Origin of the sequence: Paraburkholderia sp. EG286A (assembly GCF_040965375.1) — a bacterium.
In the GTDB taxonomy this organism is placed as follows: Bacteria; Pseudomonadota; Gammaproteobacteria; order Burkholderiales; family Burkholderiaceae; genus Paraburkholderia.
In genome coordinates this window covers 397,433-421,258 of sequence record NZ_JBFRCB010000002.1, presented here as the reverse complement: position 1 = coordinate 421,258, position 23,826 = coordinate 397,433, and the positions used below count along the sequence as shown (strand labels likewise).

General features: G+C 54.1%; 13 protein-coding genes. 5 read left to right on the top strand and 8 right to left on the bottom strand.

The features are described 5' to 3' along the window. The first annotated feature begins 3 nt into the window (after positions 1 to 3). The 5 genes from dbpB (AB4Y35_RS08595) to AB4Y35_RS08575 all read left to right on the top strand — a co-directional run bounded on the left by dbpB (AB4Y35_RS08595) (position 4) and on the right by AB4Y35_RS08575 (position 4,707). On the top strand, positions 4 to 1,125 hold the full coding sequence (gene dbpB / locus AB4Y35_RS08595; protein WP_368704102.1) for a DGQHR domain-containing protein DpdB: 1,122 nt from the start codon (positions 4 to 6) through the stop codon (positions 1,123 to 1,125). Next, positions 1,122 to 2,417 (top strand): tRNA-guanine transglycosylase DpdA, encoded by a 1,296-nt coding sequence (gene dpdA, locus AB4Y35_RS08590; RefSeq protein ID WP_368704101.1) that lies wholly within the window; start codon positions 1,122 to 1,124, stop codon positions 2,415 to 2,417. The genes dbpB (AB4Y35_RS08595) and dpdA overlap by 4 nt, the downstream gene beginning before the upstream one ends. Then, complete coding sequence (gene dbpB, locus AB4Y35_RS08585; RefSeq protein ID WP_368704100.1) at positions 2,414 to 3,490, top strand: DGQHR domain-containing protein DpdB; 1,077 nt, start codon at positions 2,414 to 2,416, stop codon at positions 3,488 to 3,490. The genes dpdA and dbpB (AB4Y35_RS08585) overlap by 4 nt, the downstream gene beginning before the upstream one ends. Before the next feature lie 18 nt (positions 3,491 to 3,508). Beyond that, the gene (queC, locus tag AB4Y35_RS08580) at positions 3,509 to 4,210 is read left to right on the top strand and encodes a 7-cyano-7-deazaguanine synthase QueC (RefSeq protein WP_368704099.1); all 702 of its coding nucleotides are present in this window, start codon (positions 3,509 to 3,511) and stop codon (positions 4,208 to 4,210) included. 128 nt (positions 4,211 to 4,338) lie between these two features. Next, the gene (locus AB4Y35_RS08575; protein WP_368704098.1) at positions 4,339 to 4,707 is read left to right on the top strand and encodes a 6-carboxytetrahydropterin synthase; all 369 of its coding nucleotides are present in this window, start codon (positions 4,339 to 4,341) and stop codon (positions 4,705 to 4,707) included. A 40-nt stretch (positions 4,708 to 4,747) separates the two neighbouring features. On the opposite strand, the gene dpdD is transcribed toward AB4Y35_RS08575, so the two are convergent. The 8 genes from dpdD to dpdE form a co-directional block, all read right to left on the bottom strand. Then, positions 4,748 to 7,033: a protein DpdD gene (dpdD, locus tag AB4Y35_RS08570; RefSeq protein WP_368704097.1), complete on the bottom strand. Its 2,286-nt coding sequence runs from the start codon at positions 7,031 to 7,033 to the stop codon at positions 4,748 to 4,750. A gap of 8 nt (positions 7,034 to 7,041) precedes the next feature. After that, positions 7,042 to 7,569, bottom strand: coding sequence for a phospholipase D-like domain-containing protein DpdK (gene dpdK, locus AB4Y35_RS08565; RefSeq protein ID WP_368704096.1), 528 nt, complete (start codon positions 7,567 to 7,569; stop codon positions 7,042 to 7,044). Next, positions 7,569 to 12,077 (bottom strand): protein DpdJ, encoded by a 4,509-nt coding sequence (dpdJ, locus tag AB4Y35_RS08560; RefSeq protein WP_368704095.1) that lies wholly within the window; start codon positions 12,075 to 12,077, stop codon positions 7,569 to 7,571. Before dpdJ ends, dpdK begins: the two co-directional genes overlap by 1 nt. A gap of 3 nt (positions 12,078 to 12,080) precedes the next feature. After that, positions 12,081 to 12,803, bottom strand: coding sequence for a hypothetical protein (locus AB4Y35_RS08555; protein ID WP_368704094.1), 723 nt, complete (start codon positions 12,801 to 12,803; stop codon positions 12,081 to 12,083). Further along, the gene (gene dpdH / locus AB4Y35_RS08550) at positions 12,800 to 15,970 is read right to left on the bottom strand and encodes a protein DpdH (protein ID WP_368704093.1); all 3,171 of its coding nucleotides are present in this window, start codon (positions 15,968 to 15,970) and stop codon (positions 12,800 to 12,802) included. The genes AB4Y35_RS08555 and dpdH overlap by 4 nt, the downstream gene beginning before the upstream one ends. Next, positions 15,967 to 16,854 carry a protein DpdG gene (dpdG, locus tag AB4Y35_RS08545; RefSeq protein WP_368704092.1) on the bottom strand — a complete coding sequence of 296 codons (888 nt, stop codon included), beginning with the start codon at positions 16,852 to 16,854 and terminating at the stop codon, positions 15,967 to 15,969. Before dpdG ends, dpdH begins: the two co-directional genes overlap by 4 nt. Before the next feature lie 95 nt (positions 16,855 to 16,949). Beyond that, the gene (dpdF, locus tag AB4Y35_RS08540; RefSeq protein WP_368704091.1) at positions 16,950 to 19,526 is read right to left on the bottom strand and encodes a protein DpdF; all 2,577 of its coding nucleotides are present in this window, start codon (positions 19,524 to 19,526) and stop codon (positions 16,950 to 16,952) included. Beyond that, positions 19,523 to 22,831: a protein DpdE gene (gene dpdE / locus AB4Y35_RS08535; protein WP_368704090.1), complete on the bottom strand. Its 3,309-nt coding sequence runs from the start codon at positions 22,829 to 22,831 to the stop codon at positions 19,523 to 19,525. Before dpdE ends, dpdF begins: the two co-directional genes overlap by 4 nt. Positions 22,832 to 23,826 lie beyond the last annotated feature (995 nt).

Here is a 23,826-nt window from a genome sequence, read left to right as displayed (position 1 = left end):
AACATGGCGAAAGATGAAATCGTAGTCCGCGCGCTGCGCACAACCCAAGGCGAAGACCTTGACGTGTATGCTTTTTTTATTCACGGCTCCGATATCGTGAAGGTTGCTGACATATCCAGAGTCGAGCGGACCGAGTCCGACGCGCTCAAAGGATTCCAGCGCCCCGAGATTCGAACCCATGTTAAGGGAATCGTCGACTATCTGAATCAGGGTAACGTTCTATTTCCAAATGCAATCATCCTTGCAATGTCGCCGGCGGTGCACTTCGCTGCTGCTCGCGGCACAAAGCCCACTGGAGATCAAGGAATTGCACAAGCTGGTACGTTGACGATTCCCGTCTATGAAGAGGGCCGGCGTGTCGCTTGGATTGTCGACGGCCAACAGCGTTCGCTGGCATTGGCACAAGCCGGGCGAAAAAGCATTCCTGTGCCTGTTGTCGGTTTCGTTTCTGACAATCTTGAGATTCAGCGCGAACAGTTCATTCTCGTAAACAAGGCTAAGCCCCTCCCGACGCGTCTAATTAACGAACTGTTGCCTGAGACTCGCAGCATTTTGCTGCCGCGGGAACTAAGTGTTCGCAAGGTTCCGTCCGAAATCAGCAACCTACTTAATCGCGACCCCGAATCACCTTTTTACAAATTGATCAAACGTATTTCCGAGAAGGGAAACAGCACCAGCGTTATCACCGATACCGCGGTGATCTCGATGATTCGCAATAGCATGAACAATCCATTGGGAGCCCTTGCTTCCTACAAGTCCGCCAACCGCGATGTCGTCGACGTCGAGGGAATGTATCGTGTTCTCGTGACGTTTTGGTCTGCGGTACGGGACATATTCCCTGAAGCATGGGGTGCTGATCCGCGCAGAAGTCGCTTGATGCACTCCGCCGGCATCGAAGCCATGGGCGTGCTAATGGATAGGATATACGCCCGCCTTTCTGGCAGCAACGAGGACTACAAAACTGTTCGCAAAGAGCTGGAAAAGGTCGCTCCGGCCTGTCGCTGGACTAAGGGCACATGGGAAGCATTGGGTGTCGCATGGAACGAAATCCAAAACACACACCGAGATATTAGAAGACTCCAAGACGCACTAGTTAGAGCTTATACGAGCACCATGAAACAATGAAATTCCTCTATTCTGATACTCAGGATTATGTAGATCCCGAGTATGACTTCCTCAACGACCGCAATGCTCCCGGGCGACGCCGCTACTGGGACGATGTCTACGCGCACGAACTAATGATGCCTGCGCCTTATGATGGCCTACTCGTATCAATGAGTGCCGTTCGTCAGGCTGCTGGCGTGGCCAAATCCAAGGTGCGCTATTCAACTGCCGAAGAGCAACGGTTGTTGCGGGATGGCGTGCGCAAGTTTCTGAGATACGGTGGCTCAAAGTTCAAAAACGCGATGGTGCTTGGGGACTGCGGAGCGTTTGCCTATGCAGACAGCAAAACTCCCGCTTACCCGCCGCAGGAGGTAGTGGATTTCTATCTTGACGCAGGTTTCACGCACGGCGTCTCTCCAGACCACATAATTTTCGACTGCTTGACCGACAATCCTCCTGCAAGCGAGGTTGCGCAAGGTGTTGTTGAACGCTTTGATATTACGCTTGCCAACGCCGAGGAATTTCTACGCCTAACAGATGCAGAAGGATATCCATTCGAACCGGTCGGAGCCATCCAAGGCTGGTCACCAAAGAGCATGGCTGACGCAGCTGTTCGACTTGAAAAAATGGGATATCGCTATCTAGCGGTTGGGGGACTTGTTCCTTTGAAGGTCGACGTTATCAAGCAGGTTCTCCATACACTGCGCGATGCGATCAAACCTGACACTAAGATTCACCTGCTTGGGTTTGCCAAGGCTGACTCGATTCATCAGTTTACTAACTTCGGCATCACCAGTTTCGACTCTACGTCTCCGCTGATCCGCGCCTTCAAGGACGCGAAGGCCAACTACTACCTCGAATCTCCGAAAGGTGGACTCGATTATTATGCGGCGATCCGCATTCCTCAAGCAATTGAAAATCCTCGGTTGATGCAAGGCATCAAGCGGGGAATCTTTAGTGCTGAGGATCTGCAGCGTCGTGAAGAGCGAGCGTTGACGTCATTGCGGAAATTTGACGGCGGTAGTGGTAAGGCTAAAGATGCGCTCGAAGCTGTCATGGACTATCAGCGATTCCTCACGCTCGGTGATGGACACCCCGTCGAGAAGCACGAAAGGGAGTTGAAGAAGATGCGTGCATTGATAGAACGTACCTTGGAAGATGCTCCGTGGAAGCGCTGCCGTTGCTCGATCTGCAGCAAGGCTGGCGTCGAGGTCATCATTTTCCGATCCAGTAACCGGAATAAGCGCCGTGGATTTCACAACCTGGGCGTATACCACAAACACGTACAACGTACCCTGGAGAAAAAACGGTGAGCGTTTACCGATTTAAGGCTATTCGTGCGTCGCAGGCGCCCGAGCACGATGTGTTTACTTTCGCCGCCACGCCCGAGCAGATTTGGTCTTTTTCCGAGATCGAGCGCGTGGGGCGAGAAGAAAGCGGCCAGTTGCGTGGCTTCCAGCGCCATCAAATTGCATCTCACATCAAGGAGATTCGCGACTATCTGCGGCGCGACGACGCACTGCTTCCTAATGCATTGATTGTCGCCTTCATCGGAGGCGTCAAGGTGAAAGACAAGGGAGATGGGATCGTCGACATCGAGATCAAGGTTAGCGATAAAAAGCCGGGATTTGTTGTCGATGGTCAGCAACGCCTTAGCGCACTTTCTGGAATCACAAAACCCGGTTTCCAAGTATTTGTCTCCGCGCTTGTCTGCAAGGACTACAACGAACTACGCCAGCAATTCGTGTTGGTCAACAACACTCGTCCACTCCCGAAGACGCTGATTTACGAACTACTCCCAACAGTTGAAGGGTTACCCGAGCGATTTACCGCTCGCAAGTTTGCCGCGCGCATCGTCGATCGCCTGAACTTTACACGCGGCTCTTCACTGCACGGCGAAATCCGCCAACATACAAATCCCAAAGGGATCTTGAGCGATACAGCGATGCAGAAGTTGGTGATGAACTCAGCTTCTGATGGTGCAATTCGTGAGTTCATAAAGGATGGCGACTTCGAAAACCGCGCCTATGACTTCATCAATGCGTTCTTTGGAGCAGTGACAACAGTTTTTGGAAGCGAATGGATCGGGATGAGCCCAAAGACGTCTCGCCTGCGTCACGGTGCAGGGATCGTGGCCATGGGATTCGTAATGGAATACCTCTACTCGAGCGAAGGCGCCACGACCCGCTCAGAATTTGAACGAAGCCTCCAGTTACTGAAAGAATATACGGCATGGACCAGCGGTCAGTGGCGCCTTGCACCATATGACGAGCGACCGTGGAACGGTATCCAGAATACCCCAAGTGATATCGATCTTTTGACCAACTACTTGGTGCGCTCCATGAAGCGAGCGTTGCGTAAGCCACGGCAAGTTGCAAACTCCTAAGCGACACAAGGTGCTTCAATGAAAACACGCGCATTGGTTTTGTTCTCAGGTGGCCAGGATTCGACGACCTGCTTGGCGTGGGCCCTAGATCGCTACGAGCATGTCGAGACAGTCGGATTTGATTATGGCCAACGTCATTCAGTCGAACTGGAGTGCAGGCAGAAAGTGCTCTCACGACTGCGTGAGCAGTTCCCTCACTGGACCAAAAGGCTTGGGCAGGATCATCTGCTCGACCTTTCCGTGCTGGGTTCGATCAGCGACACCGGGCTTACGCAGGACAAGGCAATTGAGATGGAGAAGAGCGGCCTCCCCAATACGTTTGTGCCCGGGCGGAATCTGCTGTTTTTCACGCTAGCAGCAGCGATTGCCTACCGTCGTGACCTTCATTCACTAGTTGGTGGCATGTGTGAGACGGACTACTCGGGGTATCCCGATTGCCGCGACAACACTCTCAAATCGCTTCAGGTTACCCTTGCGTTGGGAATGGATTCCAAACTAATTATCGATACTCCGTTGATGTGGATCGATAAAAGTGACACTTGGCAGATGGCTGCAGAACTCGGCGGGGCCGCGTTGGTTGATCTCGTTCGGACGGAAACGCACACATGTTATCTAGGTGATCGGACACAGAGCCATGATTGGGGCTACGGATGTGGTCAATGTCCGGCATGTGAACTTCGTGCCAAGGGATATCGTGACTTCGTATCGAAACGCCCGTAACCGTACACGGTAGCCATCACGCGGTTGGTCGAATTTCAACCAACCGCGTTGTGGCAGCGTCAGTGCAGTTCACATGGAAAATACCCAACAGTCTCGACAAGTAAGCCTCAGAACGTTCTAACCACCCCATGATCTTCGAGCTAAGCCAACGATTCTTCTTCGATGCCGCTCACACCCTGCATCGCGAGATTGAACAGGAAGGGAGTCGCCGCATCCACGGACACACGTATCATGCTCAAGTCTTTGTACGCGGGAGCCCTAACCCAGAGACCGGCATGATTGTGGATCTGGGCCTTCTCAATCAAGCCATCGATCGAGTGCGAGATCAACTGGATCATCACTTCCTGGACGACATCCCAGAACTCGGTCCAGCCACGCTTGAGAGCCTGTGCACCTTCATTCTGCGAAAAGTGAGAGATACCTTTCCGGAAGTAACACGGGTACGCGTTGAGCGCACGGCCGGCGGCGACGCGTGTGACCTCTATGTTCAGGGCTAGCAGCAGACGATCGATAACGTAGATGGCCCCACTCCTGGTTCTATACGATTGCTTCGCTCAAGACTTTAAGTATGCTCGCAGAACCCTTTCCCTCGGGCAGCAGGAGGTCTGATCTGTTGCCTCGCGCATCCTTGATCGCAAAATATGCTTGATGCTTGCTACTACGCCACGCGAAGACGAAGACATCTGCATTTGCGGCCAACTGTTTCAGGCGAGCGGTAGCGACATGGTCAGAATTCAACTCGACATGGCATGAGGGAACAAGCGACGTCAGGATTTGCGCAGCGCGTTGTCCGGCCGATTCGGTCAGCGTGTAGATGCCAACCGATTTATTCGCCAGATGTTCAAAGTCGGTATGTTGCTGCTGCCCCTCATCGCTTTGCCCCGCAAGGAGTTCACTGATCGCAGGGAGTTGATTGAAATCTTGCGCGAACAACTCCAGTCCACGCCAATGATCCGTCCTCAGACGGTGCCTGTACTGATTGACCAGTTGCAGAAGAGTGAAAAACAACCTTAGCGGTGCTTCCTCATCAGGGCGCGGAAACGAAGCAAACAATTCGACAATATCGAACACCCAATCCAAGTAGCGGGGGGATCCGACTCTCCTAAGCATGTCCTGCAGATCGGCAACCAATTCGCGGTATTCGGCAGACGAGATGCCCGACTGGAGCAGGGTTGCTGTTATCCTTTGTACCGAGTCTAATTCCTCTAATCCGTCATTGCCCTCGAGCAGAATAAGTGTAAGCAGCGTCTGATGAAGACGCTGCACTTCTGGCATCCCCTTGGCGTGCTCAAAGAATTCGATAATGGGGGGAATCGACCTTACGTAAGTACGCGAGGCCGCGTCCTCGTAGTCATCGATTTCTGCCACGAACGCGCCGACAGCCTCCGGATAAGACGTGTAGTCAGACAGTTGCCACTCTTCCGCCTTCTGCGCCGCCAAGCGAGATGCCTCCGAACCTGGCAATCCCGCCTTTACAGCCCGCGCCCATCCTCTCCAGTCAACTATGTTTTCTCCATCGACGGCTGACTGTGCAGCATCGATCGATTTTTGGAGTTGCTCAATCTTCCGCCGGTAACGTGGTCCCAAAGCGGCCTGCATCGCGGCAGGATAACGGCCAAGCACGTCGAGCGCCTCCTGAGTCGCTTCGGTGCTCGCCACTTCGATAGCACACTCCAGAATACGCTGCAGAACGTGCTGACTTTCCCGCGCCCGCGTGTAAAAGGCCATCGCTCGTTCGTATTCCGCATCCTCGAACGCCATATCCCCTTCATTCAGCCAATCCGCAGTTTCGACATCCGGTTTCGTGTCCGGAAACCACTGCGGCAACACGGGTTCATCCGAACTCTGCAACTCGTTCCGCAACGTTGCAAGCAGTTCACTGTCCGGACGTTCCCGCGAAAGCTCGTTAAGAGCAAACGCCTTCAGGACAGCAGGACGTGTGATGCTCCTCCTCGCTCTGAATAACCATGCAAATCGCGGCCTAATCTTTTCGTTAAATGTTGCCGTTGCAGCAGACAGGTCCGCGTCGTTCTCATGTATCGCCAGAAAGTGGATGTACAGTGCCTCGACTGCCTCACCGAGAGTCTGCCGGGGCAAGCTCAGGTCGCGAAGCGCTAGCAGTTTCGTCTCGCCAGCAACCATCGGAGACCAGTGACCAAGTCCTGCAAGCAGATGAATTTCGAGAAACCGCTCATTCTGTGCGTTGAGTCGCCCAGTGCCTTTTAATTGCTCCAGGACTCGATACGCCTCCGCCTCGTTACCTGCAGCGATTGCTCGCTCGAAGCGTAGCCTGAGCGAGCCAAACGTTTGTGGGACTGGACGGTATCGCTCCGGTCGATTCGCCATCGAAGTTCGATAGATCCCTAGCATCGACCAGATTTGTCCATTCTGGGAGCCACGACCACCTTCAAACTTGTAGACCCACTTAAACCGCTCGGTAGCGATTCGAGTTATCGCATCGTACGGACTGGCAAGGCGACTCAAGGGCGAGAAATCGGTGTAGGCGACGCCAACGTGGGCGGCTAACTCCTCAAGCATTTCGCTAGCCAGCAGATCGCTATCCGCACACGCGAGCCATGCGATCGCTCCATCGCTGTCGAATGCCAGCGGCAAAACAAGTGGCCGAACGTTCGACGCGCTCGACCAAAATTTCAGCCACGCGCACGTCTCTGCTCCGGCAACACGGACTCCCTCGGCATTCCGATCGAGAGGCGTCGGGCCGGAGTCGACGAGTCGTGCGACGTACGCATCAAGCCAACTCCGTTCAGCATCCGCCAACTCTTCCAGATCCAACGAAGGAATAAGATCCTCTATATTTGCCACGTTCCGTCCTAGCCGTTTCTATACCTGTCAAAGTTGATTCTTGCTTCGGCGATCTGCTGCAGGTCGACATCAAATGAAATCACCTCGTCATTCAACTCGAAGCCACCATAGGTAAAATTCATTGAACCCGAAAGCAACGCCCTATCGGTAAGCAATCCCTTTGTATGCAAAGCGTCCGCACGGTCGTTTATCCACAATTTCGATTCAAGACCAGAATTTCTCGCCTTTTCTCGCATCACAGAAAGAAAACGCTTATTGTGATCAAGACTCCTAGTTGCGATAAAAACGGGCTGTCCGCGGCGCATGAGCGATAGCAACATTTCCGATATGCTAATTTCACGACTTCCCCAGTCAGGATCAACAAGGTTGAATGCGCCCGTTCGGTTGTCAAGGATCGATACATCGCTGATCCATGGACTAACAAGCCATGTTGCACGCCCCGGGTTGAGAAGTTCACCGAGAAAAACAAACTGGAATAGCTCACGCACCTCGTGCTGGCTGGCAGTCGCGGATTTAAATATCCTTCGAGATCGCATCAGATCACCTCTACTTCGGGAAGCCGAATGTCTGCCTCTACAGCCAAGATCGACTGTCGCATCCCGACCAACGCTGGGTAGACATGCAGGCTGCCTGCATCTACAGGATCTAGCATGAGGGTGTGAAACGCATTCTGTAACATTTGCTCACTGCTTTTAGGACAGGTCAAGGTAACAAATCCGCGGTGAGCAAGTATGGATTGGCAACGCTGCTCCCATTCGAGTTCCGTAACATCTATCCGAATATCCCACTCGGGAATCGATTCGGCCACGAGTAACCGCTCAGTTTTCGGCAGGTTGCAATAGGGGTTGTAGATCGAGAGATGCTGCTGCCTCACCAAGCTTCCACGGGGCCAGAGAAGTCCGTATATCATCCCCGTTTTCCAATCGGTAGACATACCGGCCTCTCCGAGCATGTCTTGAAGTTCATCCGGCAGATCATTTCGTGCGGCAAACGCGGCGATTAGTCGAGCGTCGATCTCAATCCCCAGGCGCTGTTCTGATACTTGCCAATCAGTCAGTATGTCGTGCAGGAATCGGTCTGAAACCTGGGAACTGCCGGGTCTCAGTACGCGCGCGTTTAATGAAGCCAGGAAAGCGTGGCTTGGAAGCATCTGGTGTTCGACAAGTGAGGATCTCAATCTGTCGAAAGCCGCTCGACTGCTCTGTAGCCCAACCGCATACCGAAATTCCGCCACGGCGTCCGTTAATTCCGGTTCTGCTGGTTCAAGCGCGAGCAAACGCACTACACTACCAAGTTGCTGATCGACAAGTTCAAACTCCCCTGCTTGCAGCGACGCTTCAATTAGAGCGTAGAACCGCGCTGGATCCTCACCGTAACAAGAGAGCAGGTTCTCAATGAGTCCACCTCCACCAACCATGGTTTCGGTCAGCCAGATAGCCGCCACTGGCCCAGTGGAAGGCTCCGATATGACGTCAACTGCGAGAGAATCGACGTCAATATCCGGACAAAGGGATTGGACCGCATTCTGTATTGCGGCGCCCAAGGTCGTCAGATAGCGCAAATCTAGCCACTGTTGCCATGTTCGATCGATGGGTTGCCAGAGGACGTTCGAGAGCGCCTTCAATTCAGTCAGCACGCTTGAATCACTCAGGAAAGCGATTAGCTCATGCCTTAGTCGCTCCGGTCCCCGAGTATCTCCATATGACGCTTCCTCTTCATCCACCTGCGTCGATTGGAACACGTTCTCGAGGACCTCGACCAATCCCATTTCTGCCCGCCCTTCACTTAGCAAAGTCCCCGCCTCTTCAAGCGAACAATTTACTGTCAGGGCGTTATACACAAGTGCGCCGAGATAGACGCGTGCGAGCCAGTCTCGCGAAAACGAATTCTGGACACTGGCGAGGATTTCACCGGACCACGCAAGATCAAAATACCGTGCCGTCCGTAACGCACGCCATTTTTCTGACGAGTGACCATTTGCATCGGAGTGCAGTGCGTCCGGCACGTTAACGTCGAATTTCAAGCCATCAACACTCAGCGTAAAGCCGATCGCGACCTCGTCACCGTCCATCGCGAACGTAAAGGTCCGCTCCTCTGTTCGTCCATCCGTGAACCGAAGATTCGCCCGAGAACGGCGCGAGAATCGTCGAACTTCAATCGGAGACTGTTCGCGATGCGTGTAGAACGAAGCCGCGCCAAGAATCCCCGAAAGCCGTGATGATCTCGGGACAGGAAAGACCGACGGCCGCAGTCCCGGTACCAACTGTGTATGCCACTCCAAGAACGCGTTTGAAGTCGTCCCGAGGTTACGCGGTGATTGGGTCACATCCAGGCGTACGACGCGAAATACCGGGGTGCTATTCGGTACCCCCTTATCGAGGTATTCAAAGTTGCCCAGCAGATACCCTTTCATGCACGGACCGATATCGAAGTGTTGATGCGACTCATTCGAGAAATGCTCTGGCCCGCACCAGTGGTTTTCGGTGCCGTACCTGAACCCAAATCGCTTCGAAATCCGACCAGGCGCAAACTCGCGCATTGCCTGCAGAACTGGCATCACTTCCGGATCGTCCTGTGCGCCCGGCAAGTGAATCGCGACTTCGGGTAAGCTAAGATCGGAAAACAGCGATTCCGGGATAAATTCTGGCAGAGGACCGAGGCCTGCCGACGGGTCTTCCCCTGGGTTACCCATTTTTGTCCACTGCGACTCGAGACGACGGAGCGCGGTGGGCAGCACCGCAGTCATTAGAGGACGCGGAAAATCCCATAAGAGCGCTTCAACAGTGTCGCGATCCACTTTCAACGCATCAGATAGGTAGCGCGCGAGTGCCTCCCGTTCCCCATCATTCTCTAAGATCGCCGTTATTAGATGCGCAATCCGTGCCTGGAGATCAATTTCGGCCTGTCGTTTTCCCGGGCCGCTCAACAATGCCCAAACGTGATAATGCAAACGGGATTGCTCTAGCTGACCTCCGACATAATCAATCAGCGCATAAACCGACTGCATTTTCTGAACATATCGATTGGCCAGGGGAAGAACACGCTTCGGCAATTCCGGATCAAACAGTCGCTCGTAAGCCTGATATGCAAGCCGGTCTCGCCCATAGTCGGACAGGACGACCACAGTCCACGGACGAGTGCTACGCGACCGCCCCGCTCGACCGCGTCGTTGCAAAAACGCCGCAACTTCACGCGGAGCCTTGTGTTGAATGACGACCCCAACAGCTGGATCGTTGTATCCAACCTCAAGCGAGGCCGTAGCGACAATAACGTCCGCTTCGTTGTCTACGCCCGTATCTTGCGAACTTGTTCTGTCAACCTGCAACGACACCGAGAGATCGTAACCAATTGATTCACTTATCCTCCAGTCTTGCCCATTTTCATACTGCGACGTCGAAAAGTTGGATCGACGAAGGTGTGCTAACGGACCGTTAGGGTGCCGACGCAGATCGAGTTCACGACGAGAATCCTGTGTCCGCCCCTCGGCGTCCAACATGCTGAAATACAATCGATTGTTGACGTCCAGATCATCCGTAAAAACAAATACCCTGCTACCGTATGCGCCGTCGCTGACTGGATAACCTCGTCGATCCTCGGTCCTTGCCATCAGCATGGTCGTCTGAATCGTCGCCGAAAGAAGGGCTGTCCTTGAAACAGGGTCTCCCCGTAATGCCAACGTGTACTCAGCGCCTTCCTTTTTCATTTCGCTAGGAGACGGTGATATCTCCGCAACTAGGTCGGCCTTCAACCCCGTAAGCTGACTGAAAAACGTCGGCGCGTCGCGCAACGTTGCCGACAGTCCAACGAAGTGGACCGGCGAGCGAACCGCCATGCGCCATCGACGCATCAGATATGCAACCTGCGCACCGTGGAAGCCTGCATACGTGTGCACCTCGTCCATTAACATCAACTCGGGCGGTCGATGGACCCGGGTGCCAAGTCCAAATAAGTGCCGATAGCGGGAGTCCGACATGCGACGATTGAGCATCTCGGTCGTAGTAAAAAGAATATCGGGAGGTTGCTCCGCAAGGCGATTGCGAGTAAGAACCAACTCATCCTCGGGCACACAATGGGCACAGGTATTACAATAGAGTCGCTCGATCTCCCGTGAGCGATCTGCGTCACGCCACATCATCGACCCATCACAACCAGGGATGGGACATGAAAAATACGGGCAGACTGCGTCCGCCCCAACCATTCGCCATCGTTCCGGAAGAAACCGGGACGAAACCGGCGTGTCACCAAATAACGCGCCCAAGACCAACTTGCGTCGTCCAGAGGCAAGAACCGGATCAAGACGTCGGGCCTGCGAGTAGACTTCGCTAAACTGATCTTTCAGTAGCTCGTTACGCGGATACAGGGCTATCGCCTTTACCCATCGCTTCGATGCTTCGCTCTGAATTAGTTGCGCAATATAGGAGAGCGCCGGCAAATAGAAAGCCATGGTCTTTCCGCTTCCGGTGCCTGCGCAGACGATCGTCCCCCCACCACTCCGCGAACGAACCGCGCTCAGGATGCGCCTAGTTGCATCCACTTGAAACTGCGCAAGCTTCAACTCATTCTCCCCCGTTTGCAGAAGGGCTCGCATCCCCAGAATACTCTGAGGCGAGACATTCTCGAATCCCGGCAGGACCTCACTTAGCGTCAGATCGCGATCGGGATATTCGCGCCTTCTCCAGCGAAATCGGTAGTCCGCTACAAGCATCGGGGCATTGACCCATCCACCATCGCTACCGTGCTTGGGGAACCACTGCCTCAACTTGCTTGCCAATCTTATCGTCTCGGCCATTCGTGACCGATATCGAGGTTCGCCGTCGTCGACACAGGTGACAAGGACCCGCCGGGCCATCTCGTCAATCACGGCGTCGGCATCAAAATATGTGCAAAGCCCCTCGTCGGTCGCCTCCTCGAGTATCGGAGTCACCAACTCAACCAACTCATCGTGCGTGATGGCCGAATCGACGACCCCCCACGACAAAAGGGGGAGTTCACGTTGTTCCAACGCGTCGAGACATGCGATCAATAGAGTCGTATCGTTATACATAAATCAATTCACGCGTGCCCTAATTGTGTAAAGCCCGTCTTCCTGCCGATTTTTCAGCCAGCACAGAACCTCTTCGGTGAGCAGAGACAGCGACGCGCCAGCAATGCTGTTCGCCCCCTCCAGGAAAAGTCTCACAGCCTCGGGGACATCAAAATCGATCTTTTCGTACGCGCTAGACAGCGAATGAGAGAGTGTCTCTACGTTCTCGATGAAAGCAACATCCGTTGGCAATCTCTGACTCGCCTGCTGCAACTGAGAATAAATTATTTCGTATTCGCGAACGTACCCGCGGTTCTCGCTTGTATCGGCTGTACGACTCCTCACCGCAACCGGCGGATCCGTTGTGATCTTCTCTACGACGTAAGCTTTCCACCCAGCTTTCGCAGCGACGTCCAGAGCCTTCGTGAGCACGCCCAATTTCTCGAGCAATGTCGACCAGTCCTTTCCCGACTTCAGGGTTTGCGAGCCTGGCTTCTTCTCCATTCTCTTGCGTACTGCAGCCCCCAATTTGACGACATCATCAATTAGCTCTTCTGGCAGCTTGAGATTGACATTCGCGGAGCGCAACCGAAGAACGCTGTCCCGGCTGACATTTAAAGACTCTGCCAGAACGCTGAGGGTCCGCTTTTGTCCGTGGAGTTCACGGACCTCCTCTCCGTTATCGTTCACGGTCTCGAGATATCCCAAACCCTCTTTGAGGGCCCTCGTCTGTTCGAGCAAGCTCACGAGTCCCCCCCCTGACGCGCAGTTTCCGCGTCGCGTCCAGTTAGCATGGCCACGCCTGATGTTACGGAGTCGAGTCCCTGTAGCAATTCGTCAATAACAGGCCGCTTGTCCAAGCCCATAAGCGCGTTTCGCTTCGCCTCAACGAGTCCACTCAAGTTTGAAACAAACCGGGATATGGACGACATCAACGCCTCCGTGTCCTGCAATGCCTTGGGATCGACACGCCCGATTACTGCCATGCGCGCCGCTTCCGTTTGGGCACGCTCCGCGTCGGCATATAGATTCCTGATCTCTGCTAGAGGGCAGGCATTGAACTGCTTCAAGATCTCCCTAAAGGCGTTTTGATCAACATTGTCCGGCCACACACCAATTCGCATTGCGTTTGAGACAACCGCACGAAGTTCCGCATATAGGTCTGCTTTATTTGTCTCTTCGCCGAGCAATGCAGTCATCTCTTCGCCCCACTTCCGAAGTTCACCATAAAACTGGGCCGAAAGTGGTCTAAAACTGGAAGCAAGTTGCCTGACGTGAGAAGTTATCTCCTTCTCCAGTCCCTTTTCGCGATCAAACTCCTTCGCCTGTAACCCAATTGCATATATGTCCTGATCACGCAGCATTCCCCAGATCCGGGTGACATCGAGTGCCATTGGGATCTTTCCGGTGTCGCCCTGAAAATACATTGACCTACGGAAAAACAGATCCATCAGCCCTTTTCGATGGGTAAAACAATCCCTCCGAAGGAGTGCCCATCCAGTCGCGGTCAATGTACTGGGTACATCGACGGCTGGCGTCAGAACCTGTGCAAGGACCGCTTCAACGCTCTCCGTCCCGATTGAGTCTTTTCTCACAGTTGCAAGGCCTAACGCGTGCGACTGCATTGCCAGAGCCGGAAGTACGGTCTTTAGCGCCGAGTCTGCAATCGCGCGAACCTGAGACAGATATTCGGAAGCAAGCTTTTCCCCCAATTGGGACGCGTATACGAAATCTTCGTCCGCTTCTGGGTAGTTCCACTGGTATGCTCTCTGGGCCCATCTTACGATCGCCAGCAAGCTTTTGAAGAGAAATCCATCCGGATCCTCACTGGTCTCCGCGATCCTAACGATGACGGAGTATTCTTGATTATTGCCCCGCGCGTTTGGGATTTGGAATGCTTTCGGCGACAGATTTTTAACGTCAGATCCCGAGAGCGAATTCAAGGTCCAGCTTGTTACGGCGTCTACCAGTTTGACGCAGGCCGTTCGAATCATCGAGGCGCTCGGTTGGTCGAGTTCTACACCTCCCCGCCACGCCTCGAGTCGCGCTTTCCATTCAGTTATCTTCGGATCTTCCTGCACGCCGACAGGCTGTTTTTCACGATCGCTCTCAACCTCAACCTTCGTCTCTCCGCCATCATCAACTGGCGGCAGGTCAACATCGCCACGTCGATTCACAATCGCTTCAAGAGGCTTGAGATTGAACGCTTCTAGCACTGACGCGTTAAGAACGTGCAATCCATCACTATTCACAGGATTGCCGCCCCAGTTCGCGAGCAAGCTTCGATACTGCTCTCGCTGCACTGTGGTTAAGGTCCGCTGCTTAGCCACAAACTCGGCGACCGTAGCGCTTGGCGTCGCCACGGCAACATCAGCAGGAAAGGACCCGGTATCGAATGCAGCACGATGATCGAGAAGTAATGGCCTCAGTATGTAATTGATGACCGCACGTGGATTAAACGAAAGTCGTCCACCGATCTTCAGATATCGATCACAAAACGCCGAGATGATCTCCCTGTTGAATGGGAATAGTGCAAGTGCCCTTGAACTATAGCCAAAGCCGGAAATGATTGATGTCTGATCCTCTTCGTCGCTAAATGCCGTCACCCAATCGCTCGAATCTACGCTTTCATCGTCAATCGAACTGAACATGCGTCGGAGTTGATCGATCCCATATCGGCTCGCGTTCAGATAGCTACCAACGAGATCGACCGATCGCGAAATGACAATCTCATCCCGCTCTTCGGTCGGCCGAATAGCCCATTCATATTTCGCCCGAGTACGAATGGTCTCCCACTTGTCAAGATAGCCCTCTGTGACTGCGATCGCAGTTCGCATTCGACATAGCTCTTGCTTGCCGTCACGTATTGCCTCCTGGATGCAGATATTAAACAACACCTCTTGGATACCTGTGAGTGCTGCAAAATCTTCGACCAGTAGTATCAGTTCCCTCCCGTCCTTCAGGAGTTGTCTACGGATGTCAAGAATGACATCTTGAAGTGAATACCCACCCTTTGCACTCAAATTGAAACTATTACCGACGGCGGTATCTACAGCATCATTCAGTAGCCTCACGGCGCGCGCACGCCCTTCCGCGTTGGCGCCATCAATTGTCGTTAGATAGTAGTTTTTTACCTTTGCCGATGCCTGACCGATCAAGCCAATCGGTATGTCGAAATCACCCGACTCAAACTGGGGCAACGATTCATCCACTAGTCCATTCGCGGCACTCGCTCCCGTCGCACGCCGTACGAGTCGGATAAGCGGTGCCACATCAGAAGCGTCGCCCTCCGGCCCAAGCAAACGATCTGTAAAGACGACGTCACCCAACAAGCCTGGAAGATTTTTTAGGTGATGCAGGTCCGTTAGTTGCTCGGAACTGTCCGCGCTATCGGATGAATACTGCAGTCGAAGTTGTCGAAACCGCTCCTCGAGTACATTCTGCAACTCGGCGCGCAACCGATTAGCCGCCGCACGTGGCTGAAAATCCGGAATCGCTTGATTAAACGCCTTGAGCATTTCTGCTGACTGCTCTGGATCCAGTGCTTCCACAATCTGTTTGACTACAGACCGCAAGCTCGCACTCTTGGGCACTCGAATAATGTAGGCGTGGCTCGCTTCCGGGCGGCGCCGGATCTGCGCATGCAGCCAACGAATCAAGTGTGACTTCCCGTATCCCGAGGGCCCACTCAGGGGAAGGATAAGCGTACCCGTAGGCATGTCATCGGTCAGGAAGTACTTGAGTAAATCCTGTTCGGTGGCAGCCTCTTCGGTCCGCTCCTGGGTTGCCCTCTTCGTCAGATCCATCGATTGATGAACGGCAAGCAACAGGCATTCCTCTGCGGATTCTGCTTCCGGCTTGATGCAATCATTAACCGCGGCGCTCGAGGGCCACCAACGTGCAAGCGCCATCATTCGTCCCCGTGATAAGTAACGTGCGTGAACCGGTCCCAAACCCTGCCAGAAAAACCAGTAAAGTTGTAACCCTGCTTTGCGTCTGAACGGGCCTCAAAATTGATCGCTCCGGCGAGTTCCAGGCGCTTAAGCGCACGAGACAGCGACATTGACAGATCGTCTCCTGCAGGCAACTCCAATTCCGTATTTCTGATTTCGGCCTCCACCAGTTGGCGGTAGCTACCAAAATCGAGCACCGGCAGGATTCTCGCAAGCGTCTCAATGAAATCGACCGCCGTTAGTGTATTCATTTCCTTGAATATACTGGGTAGCGAATCTCGAACTGCGATCGTCGGATCGATAATTAGGGGATCGTCGCCACTGGCAAAGCCCATAAAAACCGACCAGTGCTTGAATCCGTTCCAACGGGTGTCGTTTTGAAGAATTCTTCGCGCTTCATTCCCAATCTGGCGGCTCTCTAGCGTTTGGATCTGTGTCGCTGAAGACGGAAGGGTATAAATGTCTTGTGCGAGCATCCAAGCTGCAGCACGGGAAAAATCCGCACTCAGATTAGCGTCCGCATCCCAGAACTTCTTGTTATTAATCTCGCTAAGTGCTACCTCGCGAACCACCGAGGGAATCTGACGTAGCGCCTCTTCGCCCTCAAGGTTCGACAGCCAGTTGTAGTCAGGTGCGATGCGAATCTTTCCATCAACTTCAGTAAAGAGACCGAGTTGAGCCCATCGCGTGACGGCGGATCGGAAGCGCTTCGGGTCGATCGCTGGCGCAGGTGCACATATTTCGATCAATCGGTCCTTAGTCATTGGACCAAATGCGACCAATGTCTTTAGCGCGATGAGTACCTGCCCTGGCATCCCATCGTTTTCCATATTCAATATCGCCATTTCTGACTCTTTTCTCTTTTCGCGAAGCCGCCTGCGTAGCTTCCGCACATTTACATTCTCCGCTGCTTGAATGCCCCTTACAGCGAACAACACAACTATGTCATCAATTTTTTAAGAAACTGATCGAGATCAATGCGGTTTGCCCATACGTCTGCGAAGCGTCTTCCGGGTGCAAAGGGATCCATGTAGCTCTCCGATACGAATAACAGATGCAGCGGCTTGTGGGCCGCCAGAATCTCAAGTGGTATCTCGCTCATTGGCGAAGTCAAAAGCGAAACCGCTGGAATCTGCTTGTTAACGACAAACATGTCTCCAGCCGCAATATCGTTTTCAATGATGAACTTGGAACGTGACCTCCGAGCGAGGTCACCATAACCCTTGATGCTTCGCCAGAACTTTCTGTCCGTGACGTTGATCTCAGCGACGTCAAAATGCGATACAACGGCAGATAGCGCCTTGATCACCCTCCCGGCATCGACCGGAGACAGGACATCTGGCATCGTTATGAGGAACTTATCCGGCGATCGGCCGGGAAAAAACTTGCCCCACTTTGTCGTGTCGAACTCTCTTGTGAAAGTCTGAGGCACGGCCGGAATATATGTTTGCAATCGTTTATCGCCGTTTCTCCGACACACTGGACAGCCCGCACATCCGCCGCTGACCGGAATTCGCCATCGGCCGTTGTCAACTTCATACAACTGCGTGAGCGCATCCGAGACTTCAACTTGGCCACTCAATACAGAAAGCAGAAGGCTGAAACTGCGTGCAGTGCTCTTCTCCCCACGCAGACGTGCGGTTTGTATCTCGTTTTCCCACACACTCCTTTCGCGGTGTCGCGGGTTGTATATACGAACAGTAGTTCGATTAAAATAACGTATCGCAGCCTCTTCCTGGCGCGCTTCGTAGGTATCGTCCAACTCTCCAGGTAATCGAGTAAGCGTCTCCGGCGCATCAGAATCCAGTTCGATTACGCCGGCACGCGCCATTAAGATCAGGGTTCTAATGTTCCATGCCTTGTTATAGTCGCTCTGGCGCATACCATGTGCTGGCACCACTGTAACGTCGACTGACCATTGATCCTCTCCGCGTGCCTCATGAGATCTGAGCATGGCGTCCCACCGTGCCTGGCCTAATTCGTCACTAATGATACGAGTCCTGCCAAGACTCCGCCCCGTTTCTATATCGGCTTCGTCGTATAGAACAAGCGATACACACGGTCGTCCATCGCGCCCGCCACGCCCAACCTCCTGATAATAGCGGTCGAGCGTTTCCGGAACGCAGGCGTGGATCACCGCACGCACATCGTTCTTGTCAATACCGACGCCAAAAGCGGACGTCGCAACGATCGCATCCAGTTTGTTGCTGCTCCAACTATCTATGATCGACTTTCTGGTGACGGGCGAGGTCTCCCCGTGAAAATGCGCGATACGGACCAAGCCAAGCGAGTCTCGCAGCGAACGCTCTATTCGCTCAGCATCAGCTCGCTCACTAACATAGACGATGAATGGCCGTGGTGCGTGCCGAACAGCCTCGAGAAGTTTCGCCGTCTTTTCTTCGCGCGTTTGTGCGCGATGGAACCAGTAGTCCGGTTCCTGTCGAAGTTGCACCGCGGAAATGATCTGAACGTCTGAAATTGGACCAAAGAGACTGCCCAACGTCTCGAGCGTTTCACCTGCGAGTGTCGCGCTTAGCAATAGCGTGTTAAAGGGTTCACACGTGTCTGGCACAACCCGCAGCAATCCACGTCGCAATCCTGCGAGCATCTGAAACGAAGGGCGAAATTCGTCCCCCCACTGCGCGACAAGATGAGCCTCATCGATAACGAGTCGCCGAATGAAACCGGCGCGTGCGGCATCGTAAAGCGCATAAACAAGGCCACCACATACGGACTCTGGAGACGCAAAGAGGATTCGCTGGCGCCCCCGGCGAATCTGTTCCTTGATCTGCTGCTTCTGTTCGCTTGATAGGTCGGCGTGCCATGCAAAAAGCTCCCCCTTAGCAGCATGGCTCGCCAAGCGCTCCCGCATTTGCCGCTCTTGGTCTATTGCCAAGGCCACCGTTGGTACGACAACGATCGTCGTGCTCCCTTCCCGCCCGTCGAGAAGAACATCAATTTGGGCGACTAGGCTCTTCCCGTTTCCAGTAGGCAAATTGACGACCAATGTACTTCCTGGGGGCGCAAAGAACGACGCCCGCACCGCCTCGCGTTGCCCACGCGACCTGTAATACCTTAGCCCCGTCGTCGATGCCACACACGGGTCCGTTTCGCACCCGTCCACCACAGCGGAACTTTCATTTGAAAAAGCGCGATCGAATACGCCCAACGATGAAGCTTCGTCCCACTGCGGCCGCCAGCGCTCGGCGGAAAGGACAAATCCCCCATCCGGCGCTTGCATCGCGAGCACGCCCCACTCTGCCCATTCACGTGACGACGGCCAAATCGGGTGCTGCGGAACCTTGACGTGACCGAGTCCGCCAGATTGCACTTGCTGAAGCAAGATCTGACGAATCAGCGGCATGAGATCATACTTCGCTAGAGCACTGCTCGACGACTGCGAGAGGATTTGTCCGATCCGCATGTAGACACCATGCAGCGCGAACTCGGAATACGGAAATTCCGCTGGCCACTGGAGTAGAGCCCTTTGTAACTGGGCAAAGCCAAATTCGTTCATATGGCTGCTGTCTCAAGGTCAGCGAGAGTACGATTCGAGACAAACACGGCTTGTACCGCATCTATCAGAATCGAAGGACTGGCGACGCCTGCGGACAACGCGCGGTCCAATTGAGCCTCGAATTGGACCGCCTCGCGGGCGTCATCCAGCCCGTCGAGCTCCATAAAAGCCAAACGCGCCTGCCGCTGAACGTCGAAGAGACGATGGCGTACCTCGCTCATACTGCCGGCCGCCCGGATCTTGGCCCTGAATCCCTCACGCTCTCGCAGAACTTGCTCCGCAACGCTCCGTGAATGCCGAACATGCACAGACCAGTCATCAACTGCCGAGATCGCAAGTTTGCGAATTACATCCCACCGTTCGGGATTCAGATTGAAGTCTTGGCCCTTTCCCAAATGTGGCTCTTTCATATACGGCGCATTCAAACGCTCGAGCACTGCCTGATCTGTGACTTCCTCGTACTCCGAGTTGAGCCAGACCGTTACAACCATCGGCTCGAACGCTGCGTCAGCTCTCCTTCTCAATGCAAAGTAACTGCCTTCGCCATGCCCTACACTCGTCGACAAAGCTAAGGCCTCAGCTACGTCCCCTTCGACTATGAAATCGAACCTTATGAACACATGCGCGACGTCGATGCCACTCCACTCAGGCACGAACCGCCACATGGCCGACGATCGTCCACGTTCATCGAGCAGCGAAAACTGTTCGAGTCCGCGCCAAAATGCTGACCCATATCTCAAAACGTGCGCGTTGTGCGCGAGCGCGGTAGGCCGTCTAAATGCGTAGGCAAAGGTACGAGGCGTCTGTTGCCTTGCACCGGGCTGCTCAGTATCGATAGCTTCAATAAAACCGGGGTATTCGAGAAAACGCGTCAGCGGAAGCAATGTACGTACCGATGACTCATCGGAACTGTACTGATAGCGAATCACCTGCTCCAGATCGGATGCTCCACTCTTGATCTGACTAAACTGAAGCGTCTTCACTGCCCATTCGTCGACGTCCTCGCGAATACGGGCCCATTCTCCATCTGCCTCCTCCAAAAGTTCAAAGTCTTCGGAGTCCCCCTGATCAATGGAGTCGAGCGCGTCCATCTTGTCGAGACGGTCAATCTCACGCTGTATTGCCATGCCTTCTACCAAGCTCGCTTCCAGATCACAGAGCGCGTCGGCGCCGTCCAGGAGGAGCTTTGCACGAACAACCGCCATTCGTTCGTCAATCAGATACTGTAAGCTCGCTACTGACCGATCAAATACTTCGAATCCGTTGTTTAGGCAACTGAACCAAGCGCGATCCCATTGGCTTTCCTCGGAGTATCCAACGTACGAAAGGACTGCCCCCCCAGACCCAAAGCGATCCACTCGGCCTATGCGTTGTTCGATTCGGTTTGGTGAAAACGGCAAATCGGCATGAAGAACGATCTTGTTTCCTCCCTGCAGATTCAAGCCATCCTCTGCCGCCCCATCGCACACGATAACCGAGCATGCAGCATCAGTTGTAAACCGCTTCCATTCCGTCTCGAGTGTTTCGTCAAAGTCGTCCCATTCGCTCATGTCGGCATTCCTCGAGCGTACTCGATGACGCACAACCTGAGTTCTCATGTGTTTGGCCAACTCTGTGTACAACTGGTCCGCACGCGACTCAGATGACGTGAAAAGAACCAGTTTCTGCCCACGTTGGCCGACCAGGCTCGAAACCAGTCGACAAATTTCAACGCTTCCTTCGACGGGACCCGCGATAGCGGAAAGCAGTCTTCTCAAACATTCGCTTTCGCCCGGGAAAGACGGCACCTCACATCTCAACGTGTCGTTCGAGGCGCCATCGATCTCGTGCAGACGCGCTGACACAAGATCACGCAAAACTGTTGTGTCGGAGAAGAACGCGTCAAGAAAGCTCAGGAAGATGGGCTGAAACGACGCAACACTACCATCACGATTTACTCCTTCAGTTATGGCACCGATACGCCAGTCCTCGAGTGCTCTTTCGATGTCTACTCGCGCACCAGCAGCGTATTTCAGTACCTTAACCCCTCTTCGGTTCGGCGTGAGAAAGGAAAGCGCCGCGCGGCGGTTTCGCAGGACTCGCCTGCTCAGTCGGTATGTCTCACTGACGTGTGCCCGGAGAGTTCGAATCGCACTATCAAGGTCGGGGTCGTCTTCATCCGGTAGCACATCGACGATCGCCTGAAGTTCGTCGCAAAGCTTCGCCATCAGATTGTCCCGAGGAAAGAGTTCCCTTAGTTGCTTGATCGAATTTCCCAGCAGGAACACATTGTCCGGAACGAGAGTCGCCACCAGCTCTGAGAGTTGGACCCGATGCTGAATCTTCTCGCGAAATAAAGCCTCGTCTTCGAGCCTGTAAAGGCGCGGATCGAGGAGGTGAAGCATGGCGAGGAAAGCGCGCTCATTGCCTAGCGCAGGTGTCGCCGATAACAGAAGGAGTCGTCGGACACTTGTAGCCGCCAATGCAATCTCTTTGAACAAATCGCTCTTGCGCGGATCGTCTGAACCATAGCCGGCCGTGACTTGATGCGCCTCGTCCACAACCAGCATTCCTGCCCTGGGGAGAACCGCAGCCATCGCCTTTCGGTTGTCGAATCCAACTACGAAGATTGAATCATCAAGAAAGTCGGAGAGGTGAAACGTGTTCCGTAACTCTTCCCTCCATTGCTGAACGAGGGGTGGCGGCACGATAACCACTGCAACGTGACTCGTTGGGTAATCCAGCACGTACTGCCTAAGGATAATCCCAGCTTCGATGGTCTTTCCCAGCCCCACCTCGTCGGCGAGTAAGTACCGTTGACAAGGGTCCGAGAGGACTCGACGAACGACCTCATATTGGTGCTGCAATAGTTCGATCCGCGACGACGCGTAGGCGGAAAGCCCCTGGAAGCCCCCGCGTAGGGCCATTGTCCGGCGCATAAAGGGCCCTCGCCCGGACACGTAGCTTGGACTCTCGGTGATAAAGTTCGCCAGGTATGTACTGGGGTCGCGGATGGGCCGGTCCCACCTCACGAATACGTCGGCAACTTCTCTCACCTTCAAAAGACCATTGGGAAGTTTCAACTGCAGCGTGCTCCCGTCGACCTCGACCACCCGGGCAATGCGCCAGCACTTCTTCACCTGGTCAAAGAAATACACGCGCGTTTGTCTGTGCAAACGCGAGCGGGAGACCGTTGCAGTCGGAACGGTCCTGACGAGCCTTTCCGCGGATGGTTCATCAAAATACTCGATCACGCAATCATCGTTGCCTTGCTGGAGCAACTTCGCGATTCCGTCCCCCGGATACAACGCACACTTGACGAACATATTGGTCTTCTTACGGCAAGAGATTCATCGCGCAGTTAGCCAGATCGACAACTCCCCCGGTCAACGCACGACGTTCAGAGCAGTTAGTAGCTCCATATCGGATCGGTGCAATGCACTATCCATCACCCATTCCTCCGACGTCAACATGCACTGAAAGGATAAGCGAACAGGAACGTCCTAGTTTGTTATTTTTGTAAACGTGGCCGGAGAATCTTACCAAATCGCAGTATCCAGGCAAACACGAGTGGAATACCTTTCGAGCTATTTAATAACAATCACTCTCACCGCGCTCTCAAGGTCGAGGATTTCGCGCGGCCCGAACTAGACCGACTCCTGTTTGGGGTAAGCACCCGAATAACGGCGCGGTGAAACGGTCGTCGACGGATAACGATCAGCAAACCTCTTGTCGCCATTGAAGTGTTACCCGCCCCGAGAAAAGTTCCTGCGTCCTCATCCTCTGTCAGACGGGCATACGTCACGACGACTGCCGCTACTACACGATACGCACATGCTACGCCGTGTGGGATAACGGCGCCGAAGAAACGAACCTCACGATTGGACGAGCGGACATGCCGTGCTGCCTGAACCGCACGACGGGAGGCGACAGCGCCCAGATATCCGAACCTCCTGCAAGTGGAACACCATCCAGAACCTCATGACGACGCGTTCGACGTGCCCGACGACTTCAATCCGATCCACGATCAGATCGATGGCATACGCACCGTCGATCTGAGCCGCTCCCGCGACGCTCACGAAGCGGCATTACATCCCAGTCACCCGAGATATGGCATGCACCCGACTCCCAGGTTCTCGCCCTTGACCCGCGACCGTAGCCGATACCGGACATGCATCAAGGGGCGAGGGACCGAGTTGCCCGCACCCCTCCCTCGCCTTTTTCCTTGACGCTTGCCCGCTATCGGCTCCGCGAGTCGCACGGGCGGGAACCTAGGAGCCTGGCGGCAGCTAAGCCAACCCCGAGTTCCACCGGAAGGTGT